Source organism: Vibrio halioticoli NBRC 102217 (assembly GCF_000496695.1).
Taxonomy (GTDB): domain Bacteria; phylum Pseudomonadota; class Gammaproteobacteria; order Enterobacterales; family Vibrionaceae; genus Vibrio; species Vibrio halioticoli.
Genome location: NZ_BAUJ01000021.1, coordinates 1 through 23,565, shown reverse-complemented (window position 1 = coordinate 23,565; position 23,565 = coordinate 1). Strand labels below are relative to the sequence as shown.

Here is a 23,565-nt window from a genome sequence, read left to right as displayed (position 1 = left end):
TAGCAAACGCAGCAGATCACGGTATATTGGCTCAACTTCTGGATTTTTTGGAAACTTGGATTGAATGGAGTTAAGAGAAGAAGCAGTGATATTGGCATCAATATGCCGAGCAATTTTAACGGTAAATTCATAAACTTTACTGATACACTTTGAGCGAAATGAGCCAGAATCATCTCTAACTGGATTCAGTTGTAGGTAGTTCGCAATTTCTTCATTCGCAACCGAAATAAACTTGGCTTTGAGACCATCACAGGGAATTGATTCTAGTTTGCTTTTCATAGGTACTTCATTCATAGACGCTTTCTCGTCAACGCTGAGGGGATCGCTTGCCAACCCAACTCCCCCATCATTTGTTCAAGTATCGGACATAGAGTGTTCACCGCTTCTTTAAAGTCAAAAGTGGAAAACAACTCTAGTGGATTTTCGCCTGCTACCCAGTGCCCTAACTGAAATTTGACTAGCTCTTGATTGACCCGCTTTTCCTGCAAGTAAAGCCTTACATAGTGACGTCCAAAGTTCATAGGGAAACTTGGCAGTTCTTCAGAATGTTGTTTCAATGACTTAGGGTAAGCATTAGTTGCTTTAATTTTGCCCTGCTCCGTATGGTCAAAAAAGACAAACAGCCCATCATTCCCTTTGGAGTTCTTAGTAGTAATAAACCAATTCAGCTTTTCATTTTTCGATTTCAAATCAATAAATTGAGTCGGTGATGCTTGATCTTTGTATTGTTCTGAACTGTTGGGGAGTGCTACCGACAGCAATCGAGACATGGTTCGCACGTGATCAAGATAGTGATTGAGTTGCTCAGTAAGTACAGGAGCACACGCTATGACTCGCATGTGCGCAAACGTGACTACACTGTCTTTATCCGAAATACACAATGCACTGTAACGATTCAATAAAAGATTAAAACTGGGTAAAGGATTACCGACAGCCCTATAACCCGTCGCGTTTAACATCATATACAGCGTGTAGAGCGTATAAGCATTGTGATAATCAATAGCAGAAGATAATCGCTTAGCCATGTCAAACGTATGGCTACCCCCAAGTTGTAATTGAAGGTGTTTCACTAACGTTCGTAGTGAGTCCTGCTTCGGTGTGAATTGAGAGCCTACCCCAACCTCATTCCTTACTGGCCAAGAGTAGAGCCCATCCTGTAAAGCGCTGTCAGCTTCAACCAAAAATGCATCTTCATATAACGTTTGAATATGACGGTTGATCATATCATTGGAATACCAGGCGTAATGACGAGGAGAACGAGTGTAGTAACTGGGTTTGCCTGTTAAGCACTCGAGTATGACTGGATCAAATTGCTCGTATGCAACGACATAATTTACTAGATGATAATTAATTTTTTTTAAACTGATCTGACAGTGCTGTTTTCGGTTCAAGCTAGTTATTAATTGTTGGATCGCTTTATTAAGCGTGTCGACCTTGTGACCTTTGCCAGTTTCTTCGTCTGCGTTCAGTGCTAACAAATCCAACACATTACTTATCCAAGTAGGAAACTGTATATACACTTCCGTGTTCGTTCGTAATAAATTGGAATTAGTTCGCTGCGGACCGTTTTCGGCGGTCGCTGCATGGTAGCTTTTTAAATACCAATGTCCGTGATTTTTGTATAGCCCTTCAACTTCAATACTATCAACATCAATACACTTCAGCTTAGCCACTTGCTCAATAGGTCGGCCAGTCACCAAAGACAGTAATGCAATGCCCCTGATGAACTGCTTGTCTAGACCATTAACTTTTCCCTTTCTTCGAGAGAGCAATTCATCCAATAAAAACCCCATCTCATAGCATTGGAGTAAGGTTCTACTCGTTAGAATTAAATTATGCGACTTTTTTGACTCTCGCTGAATTGCTGAATTTTGCACTCGGTCTTTCTTAACGTCTTTGATAGCAGCTTTATCTGGTAATTCAAAAATGGGCTTTGGCACTTCAGACGCCTTAGTCTTAATAAATGCAAGTGGCGGGTAATCCTCAGACTCAGCAATTCCTTCTGTTTTACTTTCTATCGAAGACGGTAATGATTTTAACTTGTAGGTATACAGATCCTCAGAGCCATAGATTCTTTCGACTCGAGTTCTATTATAAGAAGACCGCATAGTAGTCTTCGTTTTTCTTTTCCTTCTCACTGGTTGAGACCAATCAAGTCGGCAAAAGTGAATCAAATCTCGAACATACTTGATCAGTATGCGTTGATCACTATCACCATCAAAGACTGCCAACTGTTGTTTATAATCTTCTAGTTTCTGGGCTATAACATTTACGTCATCTCCAAATAAACAGTCACATTTAAATAGCGGATCTTGATACAACAATCTCAATGCTCTAAAGACATCTTCACTTTTGTCACGTCGATTGATGAGGGACTCATTTTTGTAATAATGGTTGAGCAACAACAACAATGGCTTAACGAAATGAGGAGTAAGCAGTGATGAGAAAGTAAAAAGAATGGCAAAAATTGGCCTATCACTTTTTGAACCAACCGGTAAAGATTCTCTGTAATAGTTAGGGAAATCTGTAAAATTAATATTAGAAAAATAATCAAAGAATGAACTATCAAATTCCTTTGGCACAGCAAACGTTTCACAAAAAAGCGGAGGGTTTATGCTGTATGAAATTTCTAAAGTATGTAAAACAAATTGTAGGGATTGAAAGTTCGAGGGGCATTCTATCGCGTTAAGCAAATCAACCCATATAGGTAACGATACGTCATTACTTTTAGGTGTCAATTTTTTAAGGTTTTCGACATTAACCAGTTCCATAGAAGCTCCAGCTAAACATTTTTTTTCGATAATGAAAGGTAACCACTAAGCCCCTCAATTGAGGTAATATTCGGATACAGAGCTTGCCATTCTTTTGATTGAAATATACTTCGTTTACCTGCGTCTTTCGTAAACCAATTTTCAAGTAAAAAACGGATCTTTTTAGTATTTGAAACGAAGCACTTATCGAGTAGATTTTCCATCAGTTCGAACTGTATGACTCTCAACCTGGTACGCTCAGACGGTTTCTTTTTTAAAACGAAGACAGGGATTTTATGATCTGGCGCTAGGTGTTTTTGTGCTACTGCGGTTTTCAGTTTTTCAAGAGTAAATGCCCCAACTAAATATCGATAATGGTGCCTAAATCGATAAGCAATAATAGGCGATTGCATGGCCAGTAAATTGCATAAATAGTCGCTAGAGAATGTCCTGTCTGGCTGAGTTCTCAGCAACGAGAATGGATTTGCCGAACGATGAAGTTGCTCTAGTAAGTCATCACCAATCAACTGATCGATGGCAATAAATTTAAGTTCAGAGTCTTCGAACAACCCTGCATTGAATCTTTGAATTTCATCCATTACACTACATTCTCAGCTCATATAACAACCACTTTAGATACTTTAACATTGTGACCAATTTGTGTCCAAAATACACATTAAAGTTGTAATAAGAGCTTACAGATAAAACTTAACTTATTGTTTTTATTGTACAATGACGCAATTCAATAACTTATTTTTAACATGACATGTCTTGACATGGCGGGGGTCGGCGATTCGAGTTCGCCCGGACCCACCAAATTTACAAAAACGCCAAGCATTTTGCTTGGCGTTTTTGTTTTTAGCTTACCGTGAAAGATGAGTGACTCAGTCGGTATTCAATCAAGCGTCGAAGCACTCTATTCCCTCCAATTAACCACTTCCCCCTCAAAGAGAAAAGGTGAACAGCCACCTATGCACCCTTCATGTTTATACCTAATTTAATTGATTAAAATCGTTTGCATAATTAAAAGAAATCTTTGTTTTTATTTTTAATATGCACCCTTCTAATTGAATTGAGTTCAGCGAATTGTCACTAACCAAATCAATTATCAATATATAATCGAGTTAAACATGAAAAAAATCATCTTAGCGGTCGCTCTCTCCTCGATATCTTCACTCGCCTTAGCTTCTGACCCCAGTACTACTAACACTGAACATAGCCAGTTTGCCAATACCAGTTTTAACATCGGCTATGCTCAATTAACAGCTCCAGAGCTTCGAGATGCAGGCTTTAAAGGTAAGTTTGGTGGCTTATCACTGAATGTGAAAAGTCAAATTAATGACTACGTTGCTTTTCGTAGTACCTTTGAATATATGCGTCTATCTGAAGAGGCCGTGAGTATCTACAATTACTCGACTAGTACACTTAAATCAACGACTGTTCGTGGTGGCGGTGCTTTTCTTATTGGCACTACATTTTATGATGATTCTTTGACTCTGCGTCCTTATATTGTTGCAGGTATCGGCTATCAAAGTATTTCCAGTTCCGCTTTTGGCTATAGCAATTCTGATGGCACTCCATACGGCCAACTTGGTCTCGGCGTTGAAGTTCAAATCAGCCATGCAGTTTTAAACCTCGCTTATACCAAAGATGGCTACAGCGACGAGGACTTTGATAATACCAGTACTATCGAAGCCACCATTGGCTATAAGTTCTAAGTCTTTAACAGTTACATCCTGATAGGCTCACTACCCTTATAAAGATGTTCTCATAAAAAAATTCCCGCATTCTGATGCGGGAATTTTTTAAGTTAAATCTAAGAATCGTTGAGCAACCCAACCGGACTTATCTTTATATTTGATTTTTACCCAGTTATTACGGCTAGAGTCGATCGTGACCTTGTCACCTTTATTTAGCTGAAACAGCACTGCGCCAGTTGGTGGTGCATTGCGCACATTTAACTTAATTGCGGTAACATGAGCGTAAATCGGATTCTCTGCCACTGTTAAATAACGAGATGCTACCCATCCTCGCGTTTCGTTATAACTAATTTCAGACCACGAGCCTTGAGTCTTATTAACCAAAACAATGCTATCTTGCCCCACTTGAGCAACAACGCCGGCTTTTGCGTTAGGGTTAGAGCGAATATTTAATAATTGCGTATTCACTGTTTGAGGCTTTGTGGCAACTTGCTTTGTTTGAGCTTGAGTTGGTTCTGCTTGAGATTGTCGCGCAATGGCGCTGCGTACTAAGTCATTTCTAGCAATATACGCGTGTTCATTTGAATCATTCATAACCAATACACAACTAAACAATATTAGCGGTATTGTGATCAAGGCACGTAAACCAGTATGATGAAACCAAAGATCCTCTCTTTCAGAGCGGCTGATGAACAAGGCAATCACTAACACACAGAAATCGAAAATTTTGTATATCGCAACCAAAAGCCACCCAAGGGCTTTGAAGCACAATACAACTATTTTATACAGTGCATAAAACATGAAGCCAAATAAGGCCATGCCTAGCAAGTCTCCAATAAAACTGCTCTCTGAATCACAATCCATCAATTTACCCTAGCACTAAGCCAAAACACCAAACGAAGCAACAAACAAAAAATCGACAATAACGGTAGTCTATCTAAACCAAGATAATACCTTATTCGTCAATATACCTTAATCGCAGGCAGTGCTCTTATCATTTTATGCCGCTTTTGTGTTCGCAACTCCCAAAGCTAACAGGTTCTACTAATCGATGCGTGTGATATTCATTTCCGCGACTTTATACACTTTGCTGGGCCGTTTCCGCTTCTCTGTCGCCACATAAAGGTGGCCATGGGCGGTGCTGTTCTGAATCAACCCACTCTTTTACCCACATTGGAAGCTCGGTAAATGGATTGGGTTGCCCCATAGCTTCCAGAGCTGTCACTGGGCTCACGATACCTTGTTTAGAGGTAATACCCGCTCGAATCAACACAGAAGAACTTGGCTCTCCTTTCACCCACATTGATTGCTCTACATACAACCATTTATCATCAAAGCCTACGCATTGCGTGTGCATGGTGATTTTGTTTAAAAGGTGTACACGCTTGCGATAACGTACAGAACTGCCTGCGACAACTAACGCCCATTTGTTGCGCGCGAGCACTTTCATTAATCCACAGCGAATACCTAAGTTGGTCCTGCCTAGATCGTATAGAGTCAGCACACGACCATTATTTAACTCATTAAAAATGTCTAGATCCCAAGGGTGGCAATAAAACTCGGTTGTGCTTTTATCTGCAATGCTCAATGACGACTGCTTCTTGGCCTGCCAAGTGACTTTAGCAAGGCGAAATAGTGGGTACATGTATGTCTCTCCCTAAACAATTACATGGAAAATCAAGTGGTAGAACCAATTGACACAAAAAAGTGGTCAGATGAGTGTAGTAGCAAAGACTGAAAACTACGAATTTAGAACGCTTAACGCTGCAGATGTAAGCGTTATTAGAGATTTATTTGTCGCTTATACGTAAAAAGCCAAATTAGCTTATTAACATAATTTGGCTTTTCCAGTTATGAATTTGTTGGTAAATAGCGAGCTATACCGTTGTGCAAATTAAATGGTCTTTAAGTAAACCCTTAACACAACTGGTATGTGTCCCATCTTTATTCTTATGAAAGCCGATACGCTGATGGTGAGCTTGGGCAGAACCAGCCGCAAACATAGCGATTAACAATATAGGGATAACTTTTTTCATTGTGGACCTTCTTTCAAATTTCTGGTGCGCTTTTTAACGTAACGCACTGTGCGCATTTTAAACCAATGGCTAGTTTTGTAAACAAAAGCGAATCACAAAATCATTTTCAAACCAGCGATAAATGCGATCCTTTGCGCTTCAAGGTTATCCAACGCTCATACAGCGCACTCAATTGCAGCGAGGAATCTTGCTCACTCATTACGCTTAACACATTATCTATGTTCAATTGCTTACCCACTTCATAGATTTTTTGAAAATCAGCAGGGCTAATTTGTGACTCTCCACTGTTAAGCATGGCTAAGCCCAACGGTTTACCACTAAACTCAGGGAAGATGCTATCCAGTCTTAGACACGCATAAGTCACATGCGGGTAATCTTTAAATTCGCGATAGCGTTTTTGACTGGTATCCAACAAACGACTAATGTGCACGTACTCGTCACCAACATCAAAATCCAGCTCTAGTTTGTCAATAAACGATAGCGCGCCATCAGTGGCATCCAGTCCTAACGCTTCAAGTGCGCCTAACTGCCCTCTACGGCAGAGTATTTGCGCCACCTTACTATCCACATTGCAATGACGACAAATCAGCGCCAATAAAATTGGACGTTGATATAAAAATTCTAGTGCGCTGGATTCATTGGCGGCAAGCCACAACATTTGGTATTGGTATTCGGGAAAAGGTTGGGTGATCTCTAGCAGTTTAGCGGGAATTTGTTCGCGCCAACCTGTGGTATCAAACTCTCGAAGGATGTCAAAGCCCATACCTAACCCGCCCTCAAGCGGCGTAAGCGTGTCATCGACCACGCGAAAACCGTCTAGCTTATCCGCCCAAGATTTAATCAATAAATCGAAGTCAAAGCCAAACTTGGTCATTGGGATGCGTAGTGCACTCATAACTGTCTTCCCTGAATTTATAAATGAGACAGTTTGATGGTATACGTTGTGCTAAGAAAAGTAAGGTTTTGCAGAGATTTTCTGACAATTTAACGCGGTTATATACATTTCACAATTAAGTTTGCATTCGCTGATACAAATCAAAAATAGCCCTATCACAGACTCTAATAAAGCGATGACAGGGCTACATTCATAGTGCTAGTAATAAAAAAACCAATTAAGACTCAGACCAGTTAAACTTACTATCGTCTATGCCTTCACTGGCTTCTTTCGCGCGCTCTCTGCGTTCAAGCTCTGCGGCGCGCGCGGCGTCAATTTCTTGCATGATAATGTCAATATCCGCCGCCGTTTCCACTTCCTGATATGTGCCGCTTAGCTCACTGTCAGGCTTTAACTCGCCCTTTTCAAACAGTGACCAAATTTCTTTGGCGTATTCTGTCTGGGCAAGTTGCGGGGCAAATTGCGCATAATAATCACGAATGTTATTAATATCTCGCGTAAGCATCCATTCAGCGTTGTTATTGGCGGATGCGTCCACCGCTTGCGGTAAATCGATAATCACTGGCCCGTATTCATCAACTAACACATTAAATTCTGATAAATCGCCATGAATCAAACCTACGCATAGCATTTTCACCACGTAGCTCATCATTACTAGATGATCTTCAATGGCTTGCTCTTCTGACATCAACACATCATTTAAGCGAGGCGCAACATAGCCTTCGTCGTCTGTGACAAGCTCCATTAACAGCACGCCATCAAAACAGCCAAAGGGCTGCGGCACTCTTACGCCTGCGGCCGCCAGTTTATACAGGGCATCCACTTCGGCGTTTTGCCACACTTTTTCTTGTTGATCGCGACCAAAACCCGAGCCTTTCTCCATCGCTCTGGCGCGGCGACTGTTGCGCACCTTACGACCTTCACGATAGGCAGCGGCTTTTTTAAAGCTACGTTGGCTGATTTCCTTATACACCTTGGCACAACGAATTGTCTCGCCACAGCGCACAATGTACACTGACGCTTCTTTGCCACTCATTAACTGGCTTTTCACCTCGTCAACTAAACCATCGTCAACTAAAGGCTGTATTCTCTTAGGTATCTTCATGGCGCCTTTATACAGCAGTTATGTTACATATGACATATTAACCTTGATATAAAAGCTAGAACTGCTGTATTTGTCTTTCCTTGTGCGCTTGCTTATACACTTACTTTACGCTGCAAACTCACGCTCAAGGGCACTGACTCCAAGCCCGCTACGTTTAGAGACTTTGATTTGCAATGGAATGCGCTCTTTCATCGCTTCAACGTGGCTGATCACACCGATCATTTTTCCAGATGCGTTCAAATTGTCTAGTGCATCAAGCGCCATGTCTAAGGTTTCAGCGTCCAATGTGCCAAAGCCTTCATCCAAGAATAAAGAATCAATACTGGTTTTGTGGCTGACTAAATCGGATAACGCCAGTGCCAACGCCAGACTGACTAAGAAGCTTTCACCACCAGATAAAGTTTTGGTATCTCGCTCAGTATCGCCTTGCCAGGTATCAATCACTTGTAGGGACAGGCCATCATCGGATTTGCGTTGTAACTCATAGCGGCCGTGAAAACGAGTTAAGTGTTTATTGGCTAAATACACCAGATTCTCAAGGGTTAAACCTTGTGCAAACTTTCTAAATTTATCGCCTTTGGCTGAGCCCACCAGCGAATTAAGGTGCGAAATATCGCTAAACTCTTGTTCAAAGGCGTCAATTTCAGCGATAAGATCTTTTAATCGCTCTCGATTGCTCTGATCGCTAATCAGCTGTTGCGATAGCTCACCTTGCCTTTTTAACGTCTGTTCCACTTGCGTACTAAGCTCGGCAATGACGGACTCAATTTCGGCTTGTGAAAGAGTAGTCCATTGTTCATTTTCTAATGCGGCTTGCTCAAATTGACCTTGATGTGAGGCTAAAGATGACTGCGCGCTGTTCAGTAACGTTTTTGCATTTTCAAGGGCGTGATTACTGCGCTCAATTTCATCTGCCAGCGTGTCTCTTTCTTGTTCTGACAAGAGCGCATTTTTAAATTCGCTTACATCAACAAATGGGCTTTGCCCAAGTTGACTCTGCCAAATCTCACTTTTGTTTTTAACGTCTGCCGTTAGCTGAGTATGTTGCGCTTTCATGGTATCTAGTTGCCCAGAAAGTTTCGTTACCCTCTCTAAAGCGCTATCACGTTCTGTGCGAGCCTGACTGCAAGCCAACTCACACGCTTCAAGCTGTAGGCGCATTTTCTCCGACTCTTCACTGCTAGACTTATCGCCAAATAAAGCGCGTCTTTGCGTTTCATCCTCGCTCAGCTGTGATTGCATTTGCTGTAAGCGCGCTTGTTCATTAGTTGCCGAAACCGTGTTGGTTTGTATTGATTCAAGTACGGCATTGATTTGCGTTTGCAGTTGAGCTTGCAACTGCTCAGCTGAGCGGGTTTGCTCAAGCGTTTGATTCCACAAGCTTAGGTCGCGATGCTTTTGCTCAAACCAGTCGTTTGCATGCGTATTTGCTTGTTCATTTGCTTGTTCATTTATGTCGTCATTTACGTACAGATTGGCAAAATCAAAACCGGCTTCTTGAATTTCATTGGTTAGCTGCTTAGTGCATAACACGCTCGCCTCATGCCACTGTGTGAACTCTTTGCTTGCCGCGTCTGATTTACTATCAATTAACGTTAATGCACTTTGCTCACTATCAAGAGCGCGCCTAACATCGGCCAGTGCACTTTGCTGCGTATGCAGTGTTTGCTTAGCTTGGTCGGCATTTTTTTGCAGTGCGACTAGCGCATTAAGCTGTTGATTAATCGCGTTTTGTTGCGCTTTATTTCGCTCCATTAACTGCGTGACCGCTTGCTCATCACCCAAATCAATTGCTAAACCTAATGACGTGGTGAAGCTCTGCCAACGCTGCTCTAGCTCAGCGCATTTGTTGGTTAGCCGCTGCTCTTGTTCAGCGCTGTGTTGCAAGTGACTGCTTACAGTATTTAGCTGAGTCTCTTGCTGCTTATAGGCATTGTTGAGATCTGTAAAACGAGATTGAGCCTGCGTTAAGCGTTGACCGAGCGCCAGCACATCATTATCGGCATTGTCTTTACTTACTAATGCAGGATGATCCATAGAGCCACACAGCGGACACGCCTGATGCTCATTAAGCTGGGCGCGATATTTAGCCAATTCACTTTCTTGGGCTAACAGCTTATTAATGTCGGCAATGCTTTGCTCACACAAAGTAAGGTCGCGACGAAGTTGTGATACTTTTTGTGTTTGTGCATCTAGGCTCAAACGCTGCTCAGCAATCGAACTAACAAGCTGTGCACGCTCTTTTAGCGTGTCTAAATACAGGCTATTGCCTTGCTCTAATTTCAGATAGTTCGGGTGATTATTTTGCAATGACTGCAACTGAGTTAAAAGAGACGACTCATCACCTTGTTTTAGTAATTCATCAAGTTGCTGCTGCGCGGTATTAAACGCCTGCTCAAAAGTGCCTAATTCTTTAGTTAACTGTTGTTCTTGAGCCTTTTTCTGACTTAACGCGGCACGTTTATCATTACTTTGTATCGTCAGTTGCTTGGCAAGCCGTTCTGCTTGATCTGCCTTTTGACTCGCCTCCATACGCTGCTGATGTTTTTGTTGCCACAAAGCCAGTTTACTTTGCAACATAGCGTCGCTAGCATTGGCTTTTAAATACGCCTGACCTTTTTCAAGTGACTGCTGAGTCAGTTGTTTTTCAGTCTCTAGTTTGCCTTTTCTATCGTTTAGCTGTTTAACTGCGCTGTCTACTTGCTTTGTTTTTTGTTGTTGCTGAACAAGAGATTTTCGCAGCTCATGCAGTCGGGTATCAATCGGCACCACTTGTTGCTGGATCAACTCGCGCAATGATGTTTGCGCTTGCCTTGCCTGTTGTAACCTGTGCTCTGAGCTCTGCGCTGCGGCCTGCAAGGGTTGCAGGGCGTCTTGCTGTAAACCAAGCTGTGCTGTTTGCGTTTGCAGCTGCTCAGCAATACGGGTTTGCTCAAGTTGCGCACTGTTCCATAGTTCATAGTCCGCTCGCATTCGTTCGGCAGGTAGGCTGCGTTGCAGTTTCTCTCGCTGTGGTTGCAGTGCGTTGTGCGCGACAGTTGCTACCTCTAACGCGCTTTGTTGCACTGTCACGTTTTGTTGTAACTTATTTTTCTCGAGCCACCACTGCTGCTGCTGTTGGTGCAAAGTTAATAGCTTCTGCTGCTTGTCACTGCTCTCGGTCAGTTGCTTTGATTGATCGTGCAATTCTTCAAGCTGTTCTGGAGATAATAGTGCAACACCATCGGCTCTGGCGTGTAATTGATCGAGCGTTATTTTCGCCTGACTATAGCTATCGTGAATACGTGCTGAGATCAATCCATACACTTCAGTGCCAGTTAGCTCTTCAAGCAATTCAGCACGTTTATTGGCATCTGTATTTAAAAAGGCGGCAAACTGCCCTTGCGATAACATCATAGATTTAGTGAAGCGCGCAAAATCTAAACCGGTAATGCTATTCACCTGATCTAATTTGGTTTTCACCTTGTCGGCAATAATTGTCCCCGACTCCACCTCAGCCAATTCGACCGTAGCGGGTTGTAAGTTGCCATCAGCCTTATTGCGAGAGCGGCGCATGCTCCAATGAGCGCGGTACGCCTTACCTTTAACTTCAAACTCCACTTCCGCGCTACAACTGGCGCAGCCTCGGGTCATGATTTCATTATTGCTGGTGGAGATCCCACCAAGACGTGGAGTTTCATGATAAATGGCTAAACAAATGGCATCTAAAATGGTGGTTTTTCCGGCCCCAGTTGGGCCAGTAATGGCAAATAAACCGCTTTCAACAAAGGCATCGGAGGTGAAATCTATGTGCCATTTGCCTTTTAAAGAGTTTAAATTTTCAAAGGTGAGACTCAGTATTTTCATTTGCTTTCCTGCTGCACTTCAAGCGCGATTTGTTGAAATTTACTGGTCATGCGCTTTGCGCGTGCTTGGTCTTTTTCATCAGCAAAATCTTCAATATCTAAACGCTTTTTAAATACTTCCATCGGGGTTAATTCCGATAAGGTTTCTGATTTTTGTTGCGACAAGGTGCGCTGTTTTTGCTTGCGAGAGCGGCGCAATTGCAATACTTCAATATTGCGCTCACCAATCAGCTTTTGCACCGCTTGCTGTAAATCACTCAGATAATCTTGCACTTCAACTTCAATAGAAAGCCATACGCTTTGCTCGTCAGGGATAACTAACTGATTGATTTGCTGTTCTAGGCTAACAAGATCGCCTTTTAAGCTGTACATGGCTTGAAAACTGGGTACGGCTTTACTTTCAATGTGGCTTAATTTGTCTAAGGTAAATTCTACTAGCAGCACTTGTTTGTCTGATTTAAGTTCGTCAAAGCTGAGGAAAATAGGTGAACCGCTATATCGAATGTGTTCAGTTTTTGCCACTTTTTGTGGTCGATGAATATGCCCTAGCGCAATATAGTCTGCAGGGGGAAAACCATCTGCGGCAAAACCGTCTAACGAGCCAATGTAAATATCTCGCTCCGACTCTGACTGGCTGACACCTAGTGCAGTCAAATGCCCGGTGGCAATGATCGGCACTTGCAAGCCTTGTGCTTGGCGAAGTTGAAGCGCTTGTTGGTACAAGTTAGCGTAATGTCCTTTGATTGCCTCACCTAGCGCTTTTTGTTTGTCTGCGCCTGACTCGCCGGCAATACTTTTCAGCACATCTCTTGGGCGAATAAAAGGCACCGCACACAAAATTGCGCCAGTTGTTCCTTGCGCGTTTTTTAGCTCTAAAATAGTGTCATCTTCACTGGCACTGGCGACTACTTGGGTGTGCAATTGCTTTAACAGTTGTTTGGATTCATTGAGCATGGCAACAGAATCATGGTTGCCACCAAGCACCACCAATTGACAGTTCAAGCTATGCATCTGCACCACAAAGTGGTTGTACAATTCACGGGCGTAACTGGGCGGCGTGCCCGTATCGAATACGTCACCGGCGATAATTACGCAATCGACTTGCTCCGACTGAACGGTTTCAAGTAGCCATTTAATAAACTGTTGATGTTCAAAAAGACGAGTTTTGGTGAAGAAGTTTTGGCCAAGATGCCAATCAGAGGTGTGCAATATTTTCATTAAGACCAACGAGTAAGAGTGGTTTAAGTGCCAGATATCCATATCAGGGCCTAAAGCAACAAACGTAACTGATACTTAAATACGAAATCTAGATACGATTGCAGCATTGGCTAGTTTTAGATAATAAATGACCCGCTAACGCTTCTCAATCGTTAATCGATTACCTACAGGTTACATGGCACAAAAACGCACAATATAGAAAAGCCCCCAAATACCTCAGTATTTGGGGGCTGTAAATTTTGTTATTTCAGGCTTAAAACGAGAGGTTATTTGAACTTGTAACCGACATCAAGCATGAATTGATTGGCTTTCAAATCACCAGAGAATTGCTCTGAATAGCCAAGATCTGTAACCACATGTTGACCGAATTGAGTTTCAAGACCCAATGCGCCAACCATACCGTTGTCATGACCTTTTTGAGAAGCAATTTTCAGTGTATCCCACGCCCAACCGGCTGTTAGGTAAGGTTTAATGGTAATGCTTTGCGTTGCTTGGAACGGATAATCAACACCGATACTTGCTTGATAGCGTTCTAAGTCATATTTATTAGTTATCAAAGCACCTGCTTGTGTCGCACTTACAGGTACATCATCTGTTGTATGAGACCAACGGAAATCAGTAAACAAGTAGTCTTTTAACGACGGCACCAGATAACCACGAGAGTAAATAGTGTATCCATCTAAAGTTTGACCTTGAATGTTACTATCATTTGCGTAACCCGCACCAAGAGTGATACCGGAGAAAAAGCCTGCATCAGAACTTGTTGTAGAATTCGCTTCGCTTGCGCTCGCATAGCCCGCTACTAACGCAACACCTAAAATAGCCCACTTGAAATTTTTCATTGTGATTTCTCCTATAACTTCAATGCAAAAAAGTATACGACGTGAATCACACTTAAAAAGCGAACAGTGATATTACCCAAGTTCCACTTTTATTTATTTCACTCAATATAAACCCAGTTGATTAACCGAAGCCATTGGCATAGCGAGTCTTCTTTATCCAAAGCCAAACAACGCCTCGATATATGCTCAAACAATGGTTTCAATATTGACGCGATGCTCAGCCATTCAAGCGCTACCAAGGTATATACCGCATGACGTGCTTGCTCTTCTGCGTCATGGCTAGAGTTGAAAAGGTAATCCACATTCGCCTCTATATAAGGGATTACACTCACCCTATTCTACTATTGCTAATATTTCTTGCTGTAATTCTGGGAGCTTACTATCAAATAAAAGGGTAACTGCTCACTTTAAAACCAGAACTCCATTGCTGGTACTCTTCCTCTTTTAATTTATAAGCCTTTCATATAGTGAGGTCATCAATGGAATAATTTAGGAACACTATGAAAAAGTTAACGTTAGGTCTACTTGTAGCAAGCAGCCTGTTTGGTTGTGCCTCTACTGCGATTATGGTTAAGTCAGACGCAGTCAATGCACAGCCTGTTCTTCCTGTCACTGTTGACGGTAAATTTGGCGGTTTCGGCGACGAAGGCTCATTTAAAGTCGCTGAACAATATAGTGGTCGCTTTACTCGTGATTCATCAAAATCTAGCTGGTTTGGCGTTGTGGGTTCAAGCAAAGGCGGCATGATGGCTGAGCTTGATAGCAAAACGGGTAAACATTGGAAACTACAATGTACTGGCGAACAGTCTAACCTAAGCTTAGGCGGTATTGATTTCTCCGGTAGTAAGCCATTCAAATGTGATATTACCCAAGATGGAAAAACTGTAGGTTCTTACGAAATCACTGAAGAGCACAGCTTGATGGGCGCAAGCAAAGAAGAAGGCTTTGTAAGTGTAAACGGCGTTAAAATCCAACTTGCTGCAGTTAAAAAAGCGCAAGGTTCTGCATTTGAAGCCGGCGAACCTCTAGGTTACAGCTTCAAAATTGACGGAAAAGAAGTGGCAGCAACCCAAGCTAACGGTTCAATCAGCATCCAAATGCTTCCTGAACTCACTCAAGATCAACGTGACACTATCGTAGTAGGTAGTATTGCAAGTGCATTAAGCTGGAGACCAAAGAACGATTAATCGCTAGTAAATAGCGCGATCAATTGGTTCAGGTAATACATCTTGTATTGATCCTAATAATAGATGAACTATTGTATTAATAGTTCATCTTTTTTGTTCACCTTAAGTTAGTAATAATGACCGAAAAAACCAGCAGCACTATTCATCTAAACCGTCTTAAACAACTGGATCGATTTTTCGGCACAGAATCCACTATCGTAGACAGCCAAACATTGGCGCAAGTTATGTCATGTTCGACGCGAAATGTCGCGAAAACCATGAAAAACCTACGTGAGTTAGGTTGGATAGATTGGATACCCGGTCGTGGACGTGGCATTAAAACTCAACTGCAAGTAAAGCGATCTTTTCATGAAGTACTGTGTGATGTGATTAAAGATTATGTCGCTAAGGGAGAGCTTAACGAAGCCTCTCGTTACGCCGATATTTTTCAGTACCAAACGGTATTTAAACAGCATCTTCCAGATTGGATAGCGGAACTATCCAGTGGCAGTGATCGCTCTGATGAACTGGTTTCACTGGTACCCTATACCCTGCCCCTTTGTCATCCTATGTATATGCAAGATCGTCACGCAGGCATGTATGTGACGGTGTTATTCGATACCTTGATTAAATTTGATGATGCCACACAAACCTTTCAACCTCATCTTGCACATCAGTTTTATCAAGAAGGTCTTACCTACTATTTTCGCATTCGCCCGGATGTGTATTTTCACAATGGCGTATTGCTATCACCAGAACATGTTAAATCGTCATTACTTGCGCATACCGAAGAATCTGTTTTAGCCAACGAGCTGTATCAATGCATCAAAGAGATTGAGATTGACATGCAGTGGGTCTCGATCACCTTAAATTATGATGATCCTATCTTTTTGCATACCTTAGCCGATATTCATGCAGCTATATTTTTAGACAACCCAAGTGAGCCTGAGTATCCATACGGCAGTGGGCCTTATTACTGGGGAAATCGCAAAACCGATCACTGGAGTTTGCAAAAGAACACCCAGTATTTTGCTCAGCACGGCATTCTACGCAAAGCCGATTTTTGGCATGTGATCAGAACCAATAAAACCTCTATCGGCCATCTGTTTGAATACGAAGAGCTGGATACTAAGTCCCAAGCACAAGAAGGGATTCACACCTCTCAACTTGGCACCAAGAGCTTATGTTTGAGCCACAGACTGGACAACAACAGCCGTAACGCCATTGCGCGTGTCTGCCGTCAGGTATTACTTAGTCACTACCAAGAAACGCATCACCTGTGTTGTTACCTATTCCAACCCAGTAAAACACCGCTTTGCATTATCGACAATGACTCAGAGTTAAAAGTTGCCCTGCCACATTCCATCAAGATCTTAGCGCACAATCATCAAGATTTTCATCATATGTGGCATCGTTTCACAGAACTTGGGGTGCAAATTGAGTATGTTGAAGAACTCAGTAAAGCTGAATTGTGGATCAATGATTTTCTCGTCGGCCAAGATTCGATATTAGATCATTACTACTGGATGCTATTGAGTGAACCTGCGGTGAATCTACTGACACCTTTTAAACGTCAGCAATGGCAGTCTGAAGTGCAAAAAAGTGACAATATTCAAGATATATTGGCGCAACTAGAACGCCGCTATATCGAACAAAACAGAATTGTCCCTCTTTGGACAAAATCCATTTCATTCAAAAGCCATCAAAGCCTAAGAGGCACAGATGTCAACGGCTTAGGCTTCATGAACCTCTCTACAATTTGGTTCGATCACCGAACATAATTATTGCGGGGTCAGGTCTTGAAATTTGCATCGCCTTTGGCGGTGCAAATTTCAAGACCTGACCCCATCCCATCACAAGCAAAGGATTGTTCCCATGACACAAAATCTACGTAATCAATGCGACACCATTCTTTATGGTCACCGCGATCCAACGCCGGCCGAAATGTACGCACAAATGGCAACATGGTGTAAAGAAAACAACGTTGAGCACGATGTTTACGGTACGGGAGAGCTGATTCAAAGCTTTGAACAGAAAATCGCCAAGCTGTTAGGTTATGAGGCTGGGTTGTTTGTAATGACCGGCACCCTTGCGCAAGTCACCGCATTAGATCTTGTTTGCCGAAGCAAACGTAACCCTTTAGTTGGCATGCATGAGAGCAGTCATATCGTGCGCCACGAAAATCAAAACTATCAACTGCAACAACGCTTTACTGTTGCTCCGCTAGGTAATCGATACCAACCTTGGACCGTTGACGACCTTGAAAACTACCCAGATGAATTAGCCGCGGTATTGTACGAGTTGCCAATGCGCGAAATTGGTGGACAACTGCTTGCGTGGCAAGAGCTTGAAAAAATCAAGAATCATTGCCAAACCAATAACATTCATCTGCATATGGATGGCGCGAGGCTTTGGGAATCAGCGGCTTACTACCAAAAACCTTATCACGAAATCAGCGCAGGTTTTAATACTGCTTACGTTTCTTTATACAAAGGGCTAGGCGGATTAGGCGGCGCAATCTTACTTGGCGATCAAGCGTTTATTAAACGAGCAAGTCGCTGGATGCAACGACAAGGGGGCAATGTAATTCACCGTAGCCCTTATATTGTCTCGGCAGCCATGCAATTTGATCAAAGACTGGCACAAATGCCCGCGCTATTTGAACGCACTAAACAGCTGTACTCTTTGATTGCCCGCTACCCAAAATTCACTTTAAATCCAAGCGAGCCACAAGCAAATATGCTGCATCTGATCTTGCCGTTTGATCAAAAAACAGCGCTACAAATACGCGACCAGTTGGCAATGGAAGAAAAAGTTTGGCTAGGCTTCCCGCAAGTCACCGGACACCCAAACCAATCACTAGTCGAAATCTACGTAGGCGACACCCTACTAAACCTAGATGACCAACGCATACTCTCCATTTTAGATTGGTTAAACGCGAAAGCGTAGCCATTGCGGGGTCAGGTCTTGAAATTTGCATGCCGCAAGCGGCATGCAAATTTCAAGACCTGACCCCGCACCACCTAAAACGGGATATCGTCGTAATCGTCAGTGTTTGGCGTAAACTGGTTTTGATTATTCGGTGTGTTTTGTTGTGGTTGGTTTGGTGAGTGTTGACTTGATTCGCCTTGTTGGCGAGAGCCTAACATTTGCATTGTGCCGTTGAAGCCTTGTACCACAATTTCAGTTGTGTAACGTTCTTGGCCTGATTTGTCTTGCCATTTACGAGTTTGCAGCTGACCTTCAATGTACACTTGTGAACCTTTTCGCAGGTGATTTCCAGCAATTTCGGCTAGTTTTCCCATCACCGAGATACGGTGCCATTCTGTTTTTTCTCGCTGTTGACCCGTCGCTTTATCCTGCCATGTTTCAGAGGTCGCTACTGTAAAATTGGCTACTGCATTACCATTTGGAAAATGCCTTAACTCAGGATCAGTCCCAAGATTACCTAAAATGATGACTTTATTTACGCCGCGTGATGCCATTTTGATTCCTTAATTGTTTCATTTACCCAATATGAGTGACTGCTACCGCTTCATAGACAATAGCTTTTAGTATAGTGGTTGTTATTTTTTGCCGTTACAGCGCTTATTACAAAACCTAGCCTTGATTGTGCTCAATCACTGTAAAATCAGGGCTTGGCGTGTGATACTCAAGCTCTAAATTGGCTTTTTCTACCAACTCGCTCGGCAATTCACGGGTCACTGCAACGCCTAATTCTTTAAACTCGGACGCTTGTTTGATTAAGTTGCCTTTACCGGTATGTAACTGCCCCAACGCTCGATCGTAAGTCTCTTTGGCTTTATCAAGTTGCTTACCGACACCCTCCATTGAGTTCAAAAAGGTATTCAGCTTGGTATAAAACTTCTCGGCGCGGTTAGCCAATTCAGCGGTGTGTTTGTTTTGCTCTTCAAAGCGCCACAACTGACGAACTATGTTTAAACTGGTCAGTAGTGTGGTAGGTGTTGCCACTAAAATGTTTTTTTCCAATGCCGATTGGAACAAGTTAGGATCGGCTTTCAGCGCTTCAACATAAGCCGATTCAATTGGAATAAACATCACCACCACTTCCGGTGAGTTAATGCCGGGCAATTTGCTGTATTCCTTGGCCGACAACTCATTAATGCGATCGCGTACTGCGCTAGCATGTTCACGCAACGCAATTTCTCGCTCTGCAACATCTTCTGAATTCACATACCTTGTATAAGCGTTCAGTGATGTTTTGGCATCAATAACCAAGTGTTTCTTCTGCGGAAGGTAAACAATGGCATCGGGTCTAAAACGCCCTTCTTCGCTGTCTATACTCACTTCACGCTTGTAATCTGTGCCTAATCTAAGCCCTGAGTTGTCCAATACATTTTCCAGCATCAACTCACCCCAATTGCCCTGCACTTTCTTCTCGCCTTTTAGAGCAGTAGTCAGTTTATCGGCTTGGTCGGTGATCTCACGGTTTAGCTTTTGCAAGTTTTGCAATTCGGTGCGAAGCTGAACACGCTGTTCACTTTCTTTGCTGTGAATATCTTCAACTTTGTTTTTAAAGCCTCTAAGCTCTTGATGAATCGGATTTAAAATTGAGCTCATGCTTTCAGTATTTAGCTCTTTAAACGCCTTGCCTTTACGCTCTAAAATTTCATTGGCTAACCGTTCAAACTCTTTACTTAACTCTTGTTTATTCTCTTTTAACAGCTCAATTTGCGCTTTGAAATGCACCTCTTTAGTGTCCATTTCGGTATGCAGCTCAGCAATTTTTCCACTTGCGATGGAGTACTTCTCATTCAGCTCTTTCAGTTCACTATTGAGGGCTAACGCACGCTCACTTTGCGCCAGTAACTGTTCGTGCTTCGCTTTTAAACTTGCGCTTGCCGAGCTTTCCGCGACTTGGGATTGCCCGAGAGCTTGCGTAGCTTGACGCAGCAGATGCTCTTTTTCAGTCAACTGCTTGCGATACGAATGCTCTGACACGCGCAGCGCCTGCATCTCTGAGCCCAGTTGTGCACAGCGCACTTCCAAATCACCGTTTTCTTCTTGTGCTTGTTCTAGTTTTTGCTGATAACCTTTGGCAAATTCGGTTTGGTTTGCCAGTTCAGCATTGGCAAGCTCAAGCTCCAATTTCAGCTGTGCTTGTGTGCGATTGGCCAACCAATATGATATTGCGCAGGCTATCACTAACACTAAGCCAAATATCACGTACGTTAAGTTCATGGTGTTTCCTTGAATCAAAGAGCTATGCTGAGCATATACTGAATACTTTGCTCTATTATGCCTGATATAGAGACAAAAAGTGTCTCTTAATGTACAATTATTCTCTTTCGTGGATGATCAGGTAATCACAGTGTCGAAAACATTTGAACGTTATCAGTTGGTATTGCAAAACATTCCTTGCCACCCGGCACATGTCACCAGTTTAGAGCTTAAGCAAATGTTGCTCTCACACGAATTACTCGATTCGGCCCTTGATGACAAAAGCCAAATGAAAACCGTGCAAAGGGTCATTGCAAAAGTTGCTAGCGATTACTATTCCGTAGACATCAACACCGACACTCGCCCTCATCAAATTAAGATCGCCCAAGGTCATCCTCATCCGATAAACCCTTCGGCAATGAGCAGCGTGTTATCACTGAAAATTATTGAGCATGAAGTGTTGCAGATGTTGCCACCGACCATGCGCAAAGAAGTCGCCAACCTCATCAGCACCAGCAACACGGCACTGGATAAAAGAACGGAGCTATGGAAGGAGCGCTTTACCTACTCTCCGATTGAATTTCAGCTAACTTCGCCTCAATTTGATGAGTCGTTTATTGATGACATTGAACAAGCGATTATTGATAAACGCGGCTTACATTTAACCTATCAAAAACGTGGGCATAGCCACACTCAAGAGTACAGCGTCGAGCCTTTAGGGATCGTACTGCATGGGCGCAGTTTCTATCTTATTGCGACCAAAGAAGGTACGAACGAATACAGAACCTTTGCCATTCATCGAATCAAGCAGCTAAAACTGGGCTTTAGCCTGCAAGATGCGCACAAAACCTTTAATGCGAAACAATACATTCAACGTAATGTACCGCACTTTTCTGGTGGTGAGTTTATCGAAGTCAAACTGAATATTGATAACTACGCCGGACTGCACTTAATAGAAGAAACTAAGCTCTCCACGTGTCAACAAATCGTCTATAAAGATAATAAAATCACCACTATCAGGGCTAAAGTTCGCGATAGTCTGGGTTTTGAATGGTGGTTAATGAAAAATGCGAACGTAATTGAAGTCGTTTCACCGCAAAAAATCCGCGACAAAGTGATCGACAACTTAAATAGCGCACTGGCTAAGTATCAAAAGAAAGAGGATCAATAAACGAAGGATCTAGCTACCACGTAAATTTACTTTAAGTACACCCTAATTAAAGCGAGCACGAAACTCTCTGGGCGTAAGTCCCATGGTTTTAATAAACACTTTGCGACACGCATTGCTATCTTCATATCCCACTTGATTGGCAATCCAGTCAAAAGAATAATATGTACTTTCCAAGAGATCACAGGCCTTTTGTACTCTAAGCCGCTGTAAATATTGATTAGGGTTATAGCCAGTTGCTTTTAAAAACCGTCTTTGCAGTGTTCGCTCCGTAAGGTTGGCTTGCTCAGCAAGCCATTTGATCGGCAGTGGCTCAGCAAAACGCACATTCATTGTTTGCTGAACAGCAATAATCCCCTTATCTGCGTGTGAAAACGAGGGATTAAATTGTTGATAAAAACGCTGCTCTCTTGGCGCAGTATCTACCACTAACCTCTTACCCAATTGACGCATGACACCGACCGAGGTGTATTTGGTGACCAATTCAAAACCAAGATCAAGCCACGACATCATGCCACCAGCGCTAATAACATCACCATGGTCGATAAGGATCTCATTGATATTCAAACAAGCATCAGGAAATTGCTGCTTAAACAAATCTGACAAGCCCCAATGGGTAGTCACACTTCTATTTAATAGTGTATTTGTGCTCGCCAGAATAAATGCCCCCGCGCAAGCTGACGCCAAAATACTGCCTTGAGAATGTTGCGTTTTAAGCCAATCAATCAGTTCGATCTTTGGATTCATATAGTAATGGTTATGCAAACTAGGAGGCAGCAAGATCACGCTAAAATCTTGCGTCGGCAATTGCGTACTATCAAAAATAACCGATTCAAATTCAATCCCAAGCGCTTGCTCAACACAAATACTGTTTGCCATTTGCAACATCTCTTGCAAGCCATAAATAGCCGATTGCAGAGCATCTGGGTAATGGCAGATACCGATTAAAATCCGTTTCATGAGCAAAAATCTCAAACTGTCGTTTTTAGCATGGTTTATGTCATTTTAGACTGTTATGCGTTCACTGCAACACTTCTATAATGAGCCTCCTTATAGCAAGCAAGAAAGCATCCCGTAACGCATAACGAATTAATTGGAGAAACCGCATGAGCCAGAAAGCACTTTTAGTTATCGACTTACAAAATGATTACTTTGCAGAGGGTAAATTCCCTCTTTGGAACACCGAGCAAACCCTTGCCAATATCAAACAGGCGATCAACAAAGCAAATGCGAGCAATATCCCTGTTATTCATATTCAACACATAGCCGACCCTGCTATGGGCATTGCACCGTTTTTTAATCAAGGCAGTCATGGCGCTGAAATTCATCATGAGATCATGGCGTTAGCGCCAAATTCAGACATAGTGGTTAAATCTTTTGCCGATGGTTTCGAAAAGACCACTCTTGAAGAAACACTGCAAAAACACCAAGTTGATGAGCTATTGATCTGTGGCATGATGACGCAAAACTGCGTCACACACACCGCTATTTCCAAAGGTGCTGAGAAATACAAAGTTTCGATCTTAATGGACTGTACAACCACTGTGAATGAAATGATTCACAATATCGCATTGCATGCTGTGTCTACGCGCGTCTCTTTGATCACGAACGAACAAGCATTATGATTTGACTCAAGTACAGACAAAAATGCCCTGTCAG

20 protein-coding genes are annotated in these 23,565 nt (G+C 42.6%); 6 read left to right on the top strand and 14 right to left on the bottom strand.

Annotated elements, in window-relative coordinates; genetic code table 11:
* Positions 1-290: 290 nt before the first annotated feature.
* Together VHA01S_RS08175 and VHA01S_RS08170 are read right to left on the bottom strand one after the other, a co-directional pair.
* Positions 291-2,771: a hypothetical protein gene (locus tag VHA01S_RS08175; protein WP_023403889.1), complete on the bottom strand. Its 2,481-nt coding sequence runs from the start codon at positions 2,769-2,771 to the stop codon at positions 291-293.
* A gap of 11 nt (positions 2,772-2,782) precedes the next feature.
* A complete protein-coding gene (locus VHA01S_RS08170) occupies positions 2,783-3,349 on the bottom strand; it encodes a hypothetical protein (RefSeq protein WP_023403888.1) in 567 nt (188 codons plus the stop codon).
* Between the two features lie 531 nt (positions 3,350-3,880).
* On the opposite strand from VHA01S_RS08170, the gene VHA01S_RS08165 reads away from it, so the two are divergent.
* Entirely contained in the window at positions 3,881-4,468 is a 588-nt protein-coding gene (locus tag VHA01S_RS08165; RefSeq protein WP_023403887.1) for an outer membrane beta-barrel protein, read from the top strand.
* 87 nt (positions 4,469-4,555) lie between these two features.
* Here the strand turns inward: VHA01S_RS08165 and VHA01S_RS08160 are convergent, their stop codons facing one another.
* The 9 genes from VHA01S_RS08160 to VHA01S_RS08125 all read right to left on the bottom strand — a co-directional run bounded on the left by VHA01S_RS08160 (position 4,556) and on the right by VHA01S_RS08125 (position 14,693).
* Positions 4,556-5,314 (bottom strand): SH3 domain-containing protein, encoded by a 759-nt coding sequence (locus VHA01S_RS08160; RefSeq protein ID WP_039970459.1) that lies wholly within the window; start codon positions 5,312-5,314, stop codon positions 4,556-4,558.
* Positions 5,315-5,528: 214 nt separating this feature from the next.
* Positions 5,529-6,095 (bottom strand): acyl-CoA thioesterase, encoded by a 567-nt coding sequence (locus tag VHA01S_RS08155; protein ID WP_023403885.1) that lies wholly within the window; start codon positions 6,093-6,095, stop codon positions 5,529-5,531.
* A gap of 232 nt (positions 6,096-6,327) precedes the next feature.
* The gene (locus tag VHA01S_RS18355) at positions 6,328-6,486 is read right to left on the bottom strand and encodes a hypothetical protein (RefSeq protein WP_023403884.1); all 159 of its coding nucleotides are present in this window, start codon (positions 6,484-6,486) and stop codon (positions 6,328-6,330) included.
* Between the two features lie 106 nt (positions 6,487-6,592).
* On the bottom strand, positions 6,593-7,381 hold the full coding sequence (locus tag VHA01S_RS08150; protein ID WP_023403883.1) for a hypothetical protein: 789 nt from the start codon (positions 7,379-7,381) through the stop codon (positions 6,593-6,595).
* Between the two features lie 217 nt (positions 7,382-7,598).
* On the bottom strand, positions 7,599-8,486 hold the full coding sequence (locus tag VHA01S_RS08145) for a PA4780 family RIO1-like protein kinase (protein WP_023403882.1): 888 nt from the start codon (positions 8,484-8,486) through the stop codon (positions 7,599-7,601).
* 105 nt (positions 8,487-8,591) lie between these two features.
* Positions 8,592-12,332, bottom strand: a complete 3,741-nt coding sequence (locus tag VHA01S_RS08140; RefSeq protein WP_023403881.1) for an SbcC/MukB-like Walker B domain-containing protein — start codon at positions 12,330-12,332, stop codon at positions 8,592-8,594.
* Complete coding sequence (sbcD, locus tag VHA01S_RS08135) at positions 12,329-13,549, bottom strand: exonuclease subunit SbcD (protein ID WP_039970480.1); 1,221 nt, start codon at positions 13,547-13,549, stop codon at positions 12,329-12,331. The genes VHA01S_RS08140 and sbcD overlap by 4 nt, the downstream gene beginning before the upstream one ends.
* A gap of 266 nt (positions 13,550-13,815) precedes the next feature.
* Positions 13,816-14,391 (bottom strand): outer membrane beta-barrel protein, encoded by a 576-nt coding sequence (locus VHA01S_RS08130; protein WP_023403879.1) that lies wholly within the window; start codon positions 14,389-14,391, stop codon positions 13,816-13,818.
* Positions 14,392-14,489: 98 nt separating this feature from the next.
* A complete protein-coding gene (locus VHA01S_RS08125; RefSeq protein ID WP_039970456.1) occupies positions 14,490-14,693 on the bottom strand; it encodes a hypothetical protein in 204 nt (67 codons plus the stop codon).
* 198 nt (positions 14,694-14,891) lie between these two features.
* Between VHA01S_RS08125 and VHA01S_RS08120 the strand changes: the two genes are divergently transcribed.
* From VHA01S_RS08120 to VHA01S_RS08110, 3 genes are all read left to right on the top strand, one after another.
* The gene (locus VHA01S_RS08120; protein ID WP_023403878.1) at positions 14,892-15,578 is read left to right on the top strand and encodes a VV20781 family protein; all 687 of its coding nucleotides are present in this window, start codon (positions 14,892-14,894) and stop codon (positions 15,576-15,578) included.
* 116 nt (positions 15,579-15,694) lie between these two features.
* Positions 15,695-17,338 (top strand): SgrR family transcriptional regulator, encoded by a 1,644-nt coding sequence (locus VHA01S_RS18070; RefSeq protein WP_023403877.1) that lies wholly within the window; start codon positions 15,695-15,697, stop codon positions 17,336-17,338.
* 94 nt (positions 17,339-17,432) lie between these two features.
* Entirely contained in the window at positions 17,433-18,506 is a 1,074-nt protein-coding gene (locus VHA01S_RS08110; RefSeq protein WP_023403876.1) for a threonine aldolase family protein, read from the top strand.
* A 74-nt stretch (positions 18,507-18,580) separates the two neighbouring features.
* Here VHA01S_RS08110 and ssb read toward each other — a convergent pair whose 3' ends face one another.
* Complete coding sequence (gene ssb / locus VHA01S_RS08105; protein WP_023403875.1) at positions 18,581-19,042, bottom strand: single-stranded DNA-binding protein; 462 nt, start codon at positions 19,040-19,042, stop codon at positions 18,581-18,583.
* A gap of 115 nt (positions 19,043-19,157) precedes the next feature.
* Positions 19,158-20,759, bottom strand: coding sequence for a DNA recombination protein RmuC (locus VHA01S_RS08100; RefSeq protein ID WP_023403874.1), 1,602 nt, complete (start codon positions 20,757-20,759; stop codon positions 19,158-19,160).
* Between the two features lie 130 nt (positions 20,760-20,889).
* On the opposite strand from VHA01S_RS08100, the gene VHA01S_RS08095 reads away from it, so the two are divergent.
* Positions 20,890-21,909: a helix-turn-helix transcriptional regulator gene (locus VHA01S_RS08095; RefSeq protein ID WP_039970477.1), complete on the top strand. Its 1,020-nt coding sequence runs from the start codon at positions 20,890-20,892 to the stop codon at positions 21,907-21,909.
* Positions 21,910-21,951: 42 nt separating this feature from the next.
* On the opposite strand, the gene VHA01S_RS08090 is transcribed toward VHA01S_RS08095, so the two are convergent.
* The gene (locus VHA01S_RS08090) at positions 21,952-22,866 is read right to left on the bottom strand and encodes a GlxA family transcriptional regulator (RefSeq protein WP_023403872.1); all 915 of its coding nucleotides are present in this window, start codon (positions 22,864-22,866) and stop codon (positions 21,952-21,954) included.
* Positions 22,867-23,012: 146 nt separating this feature from the next.
* Between VHA01S_RS08090 and VHA01S_RS08085 the strand changes: the two genes are divergently transcribed.
* Positions 23,013-23,531, top strand: a complete 519-nt coding sequence (locus tag VHA01S_RS08085) for a cysteine hydrolase family protein (RefSeq protein WP_023403871.1) — start codon at positions 23,013-23,015, stop codon at positions 23,529-23,531.
* The last annotated feature ends 34 nt before the right edge of the window (positions 23,532-23,565 follow it).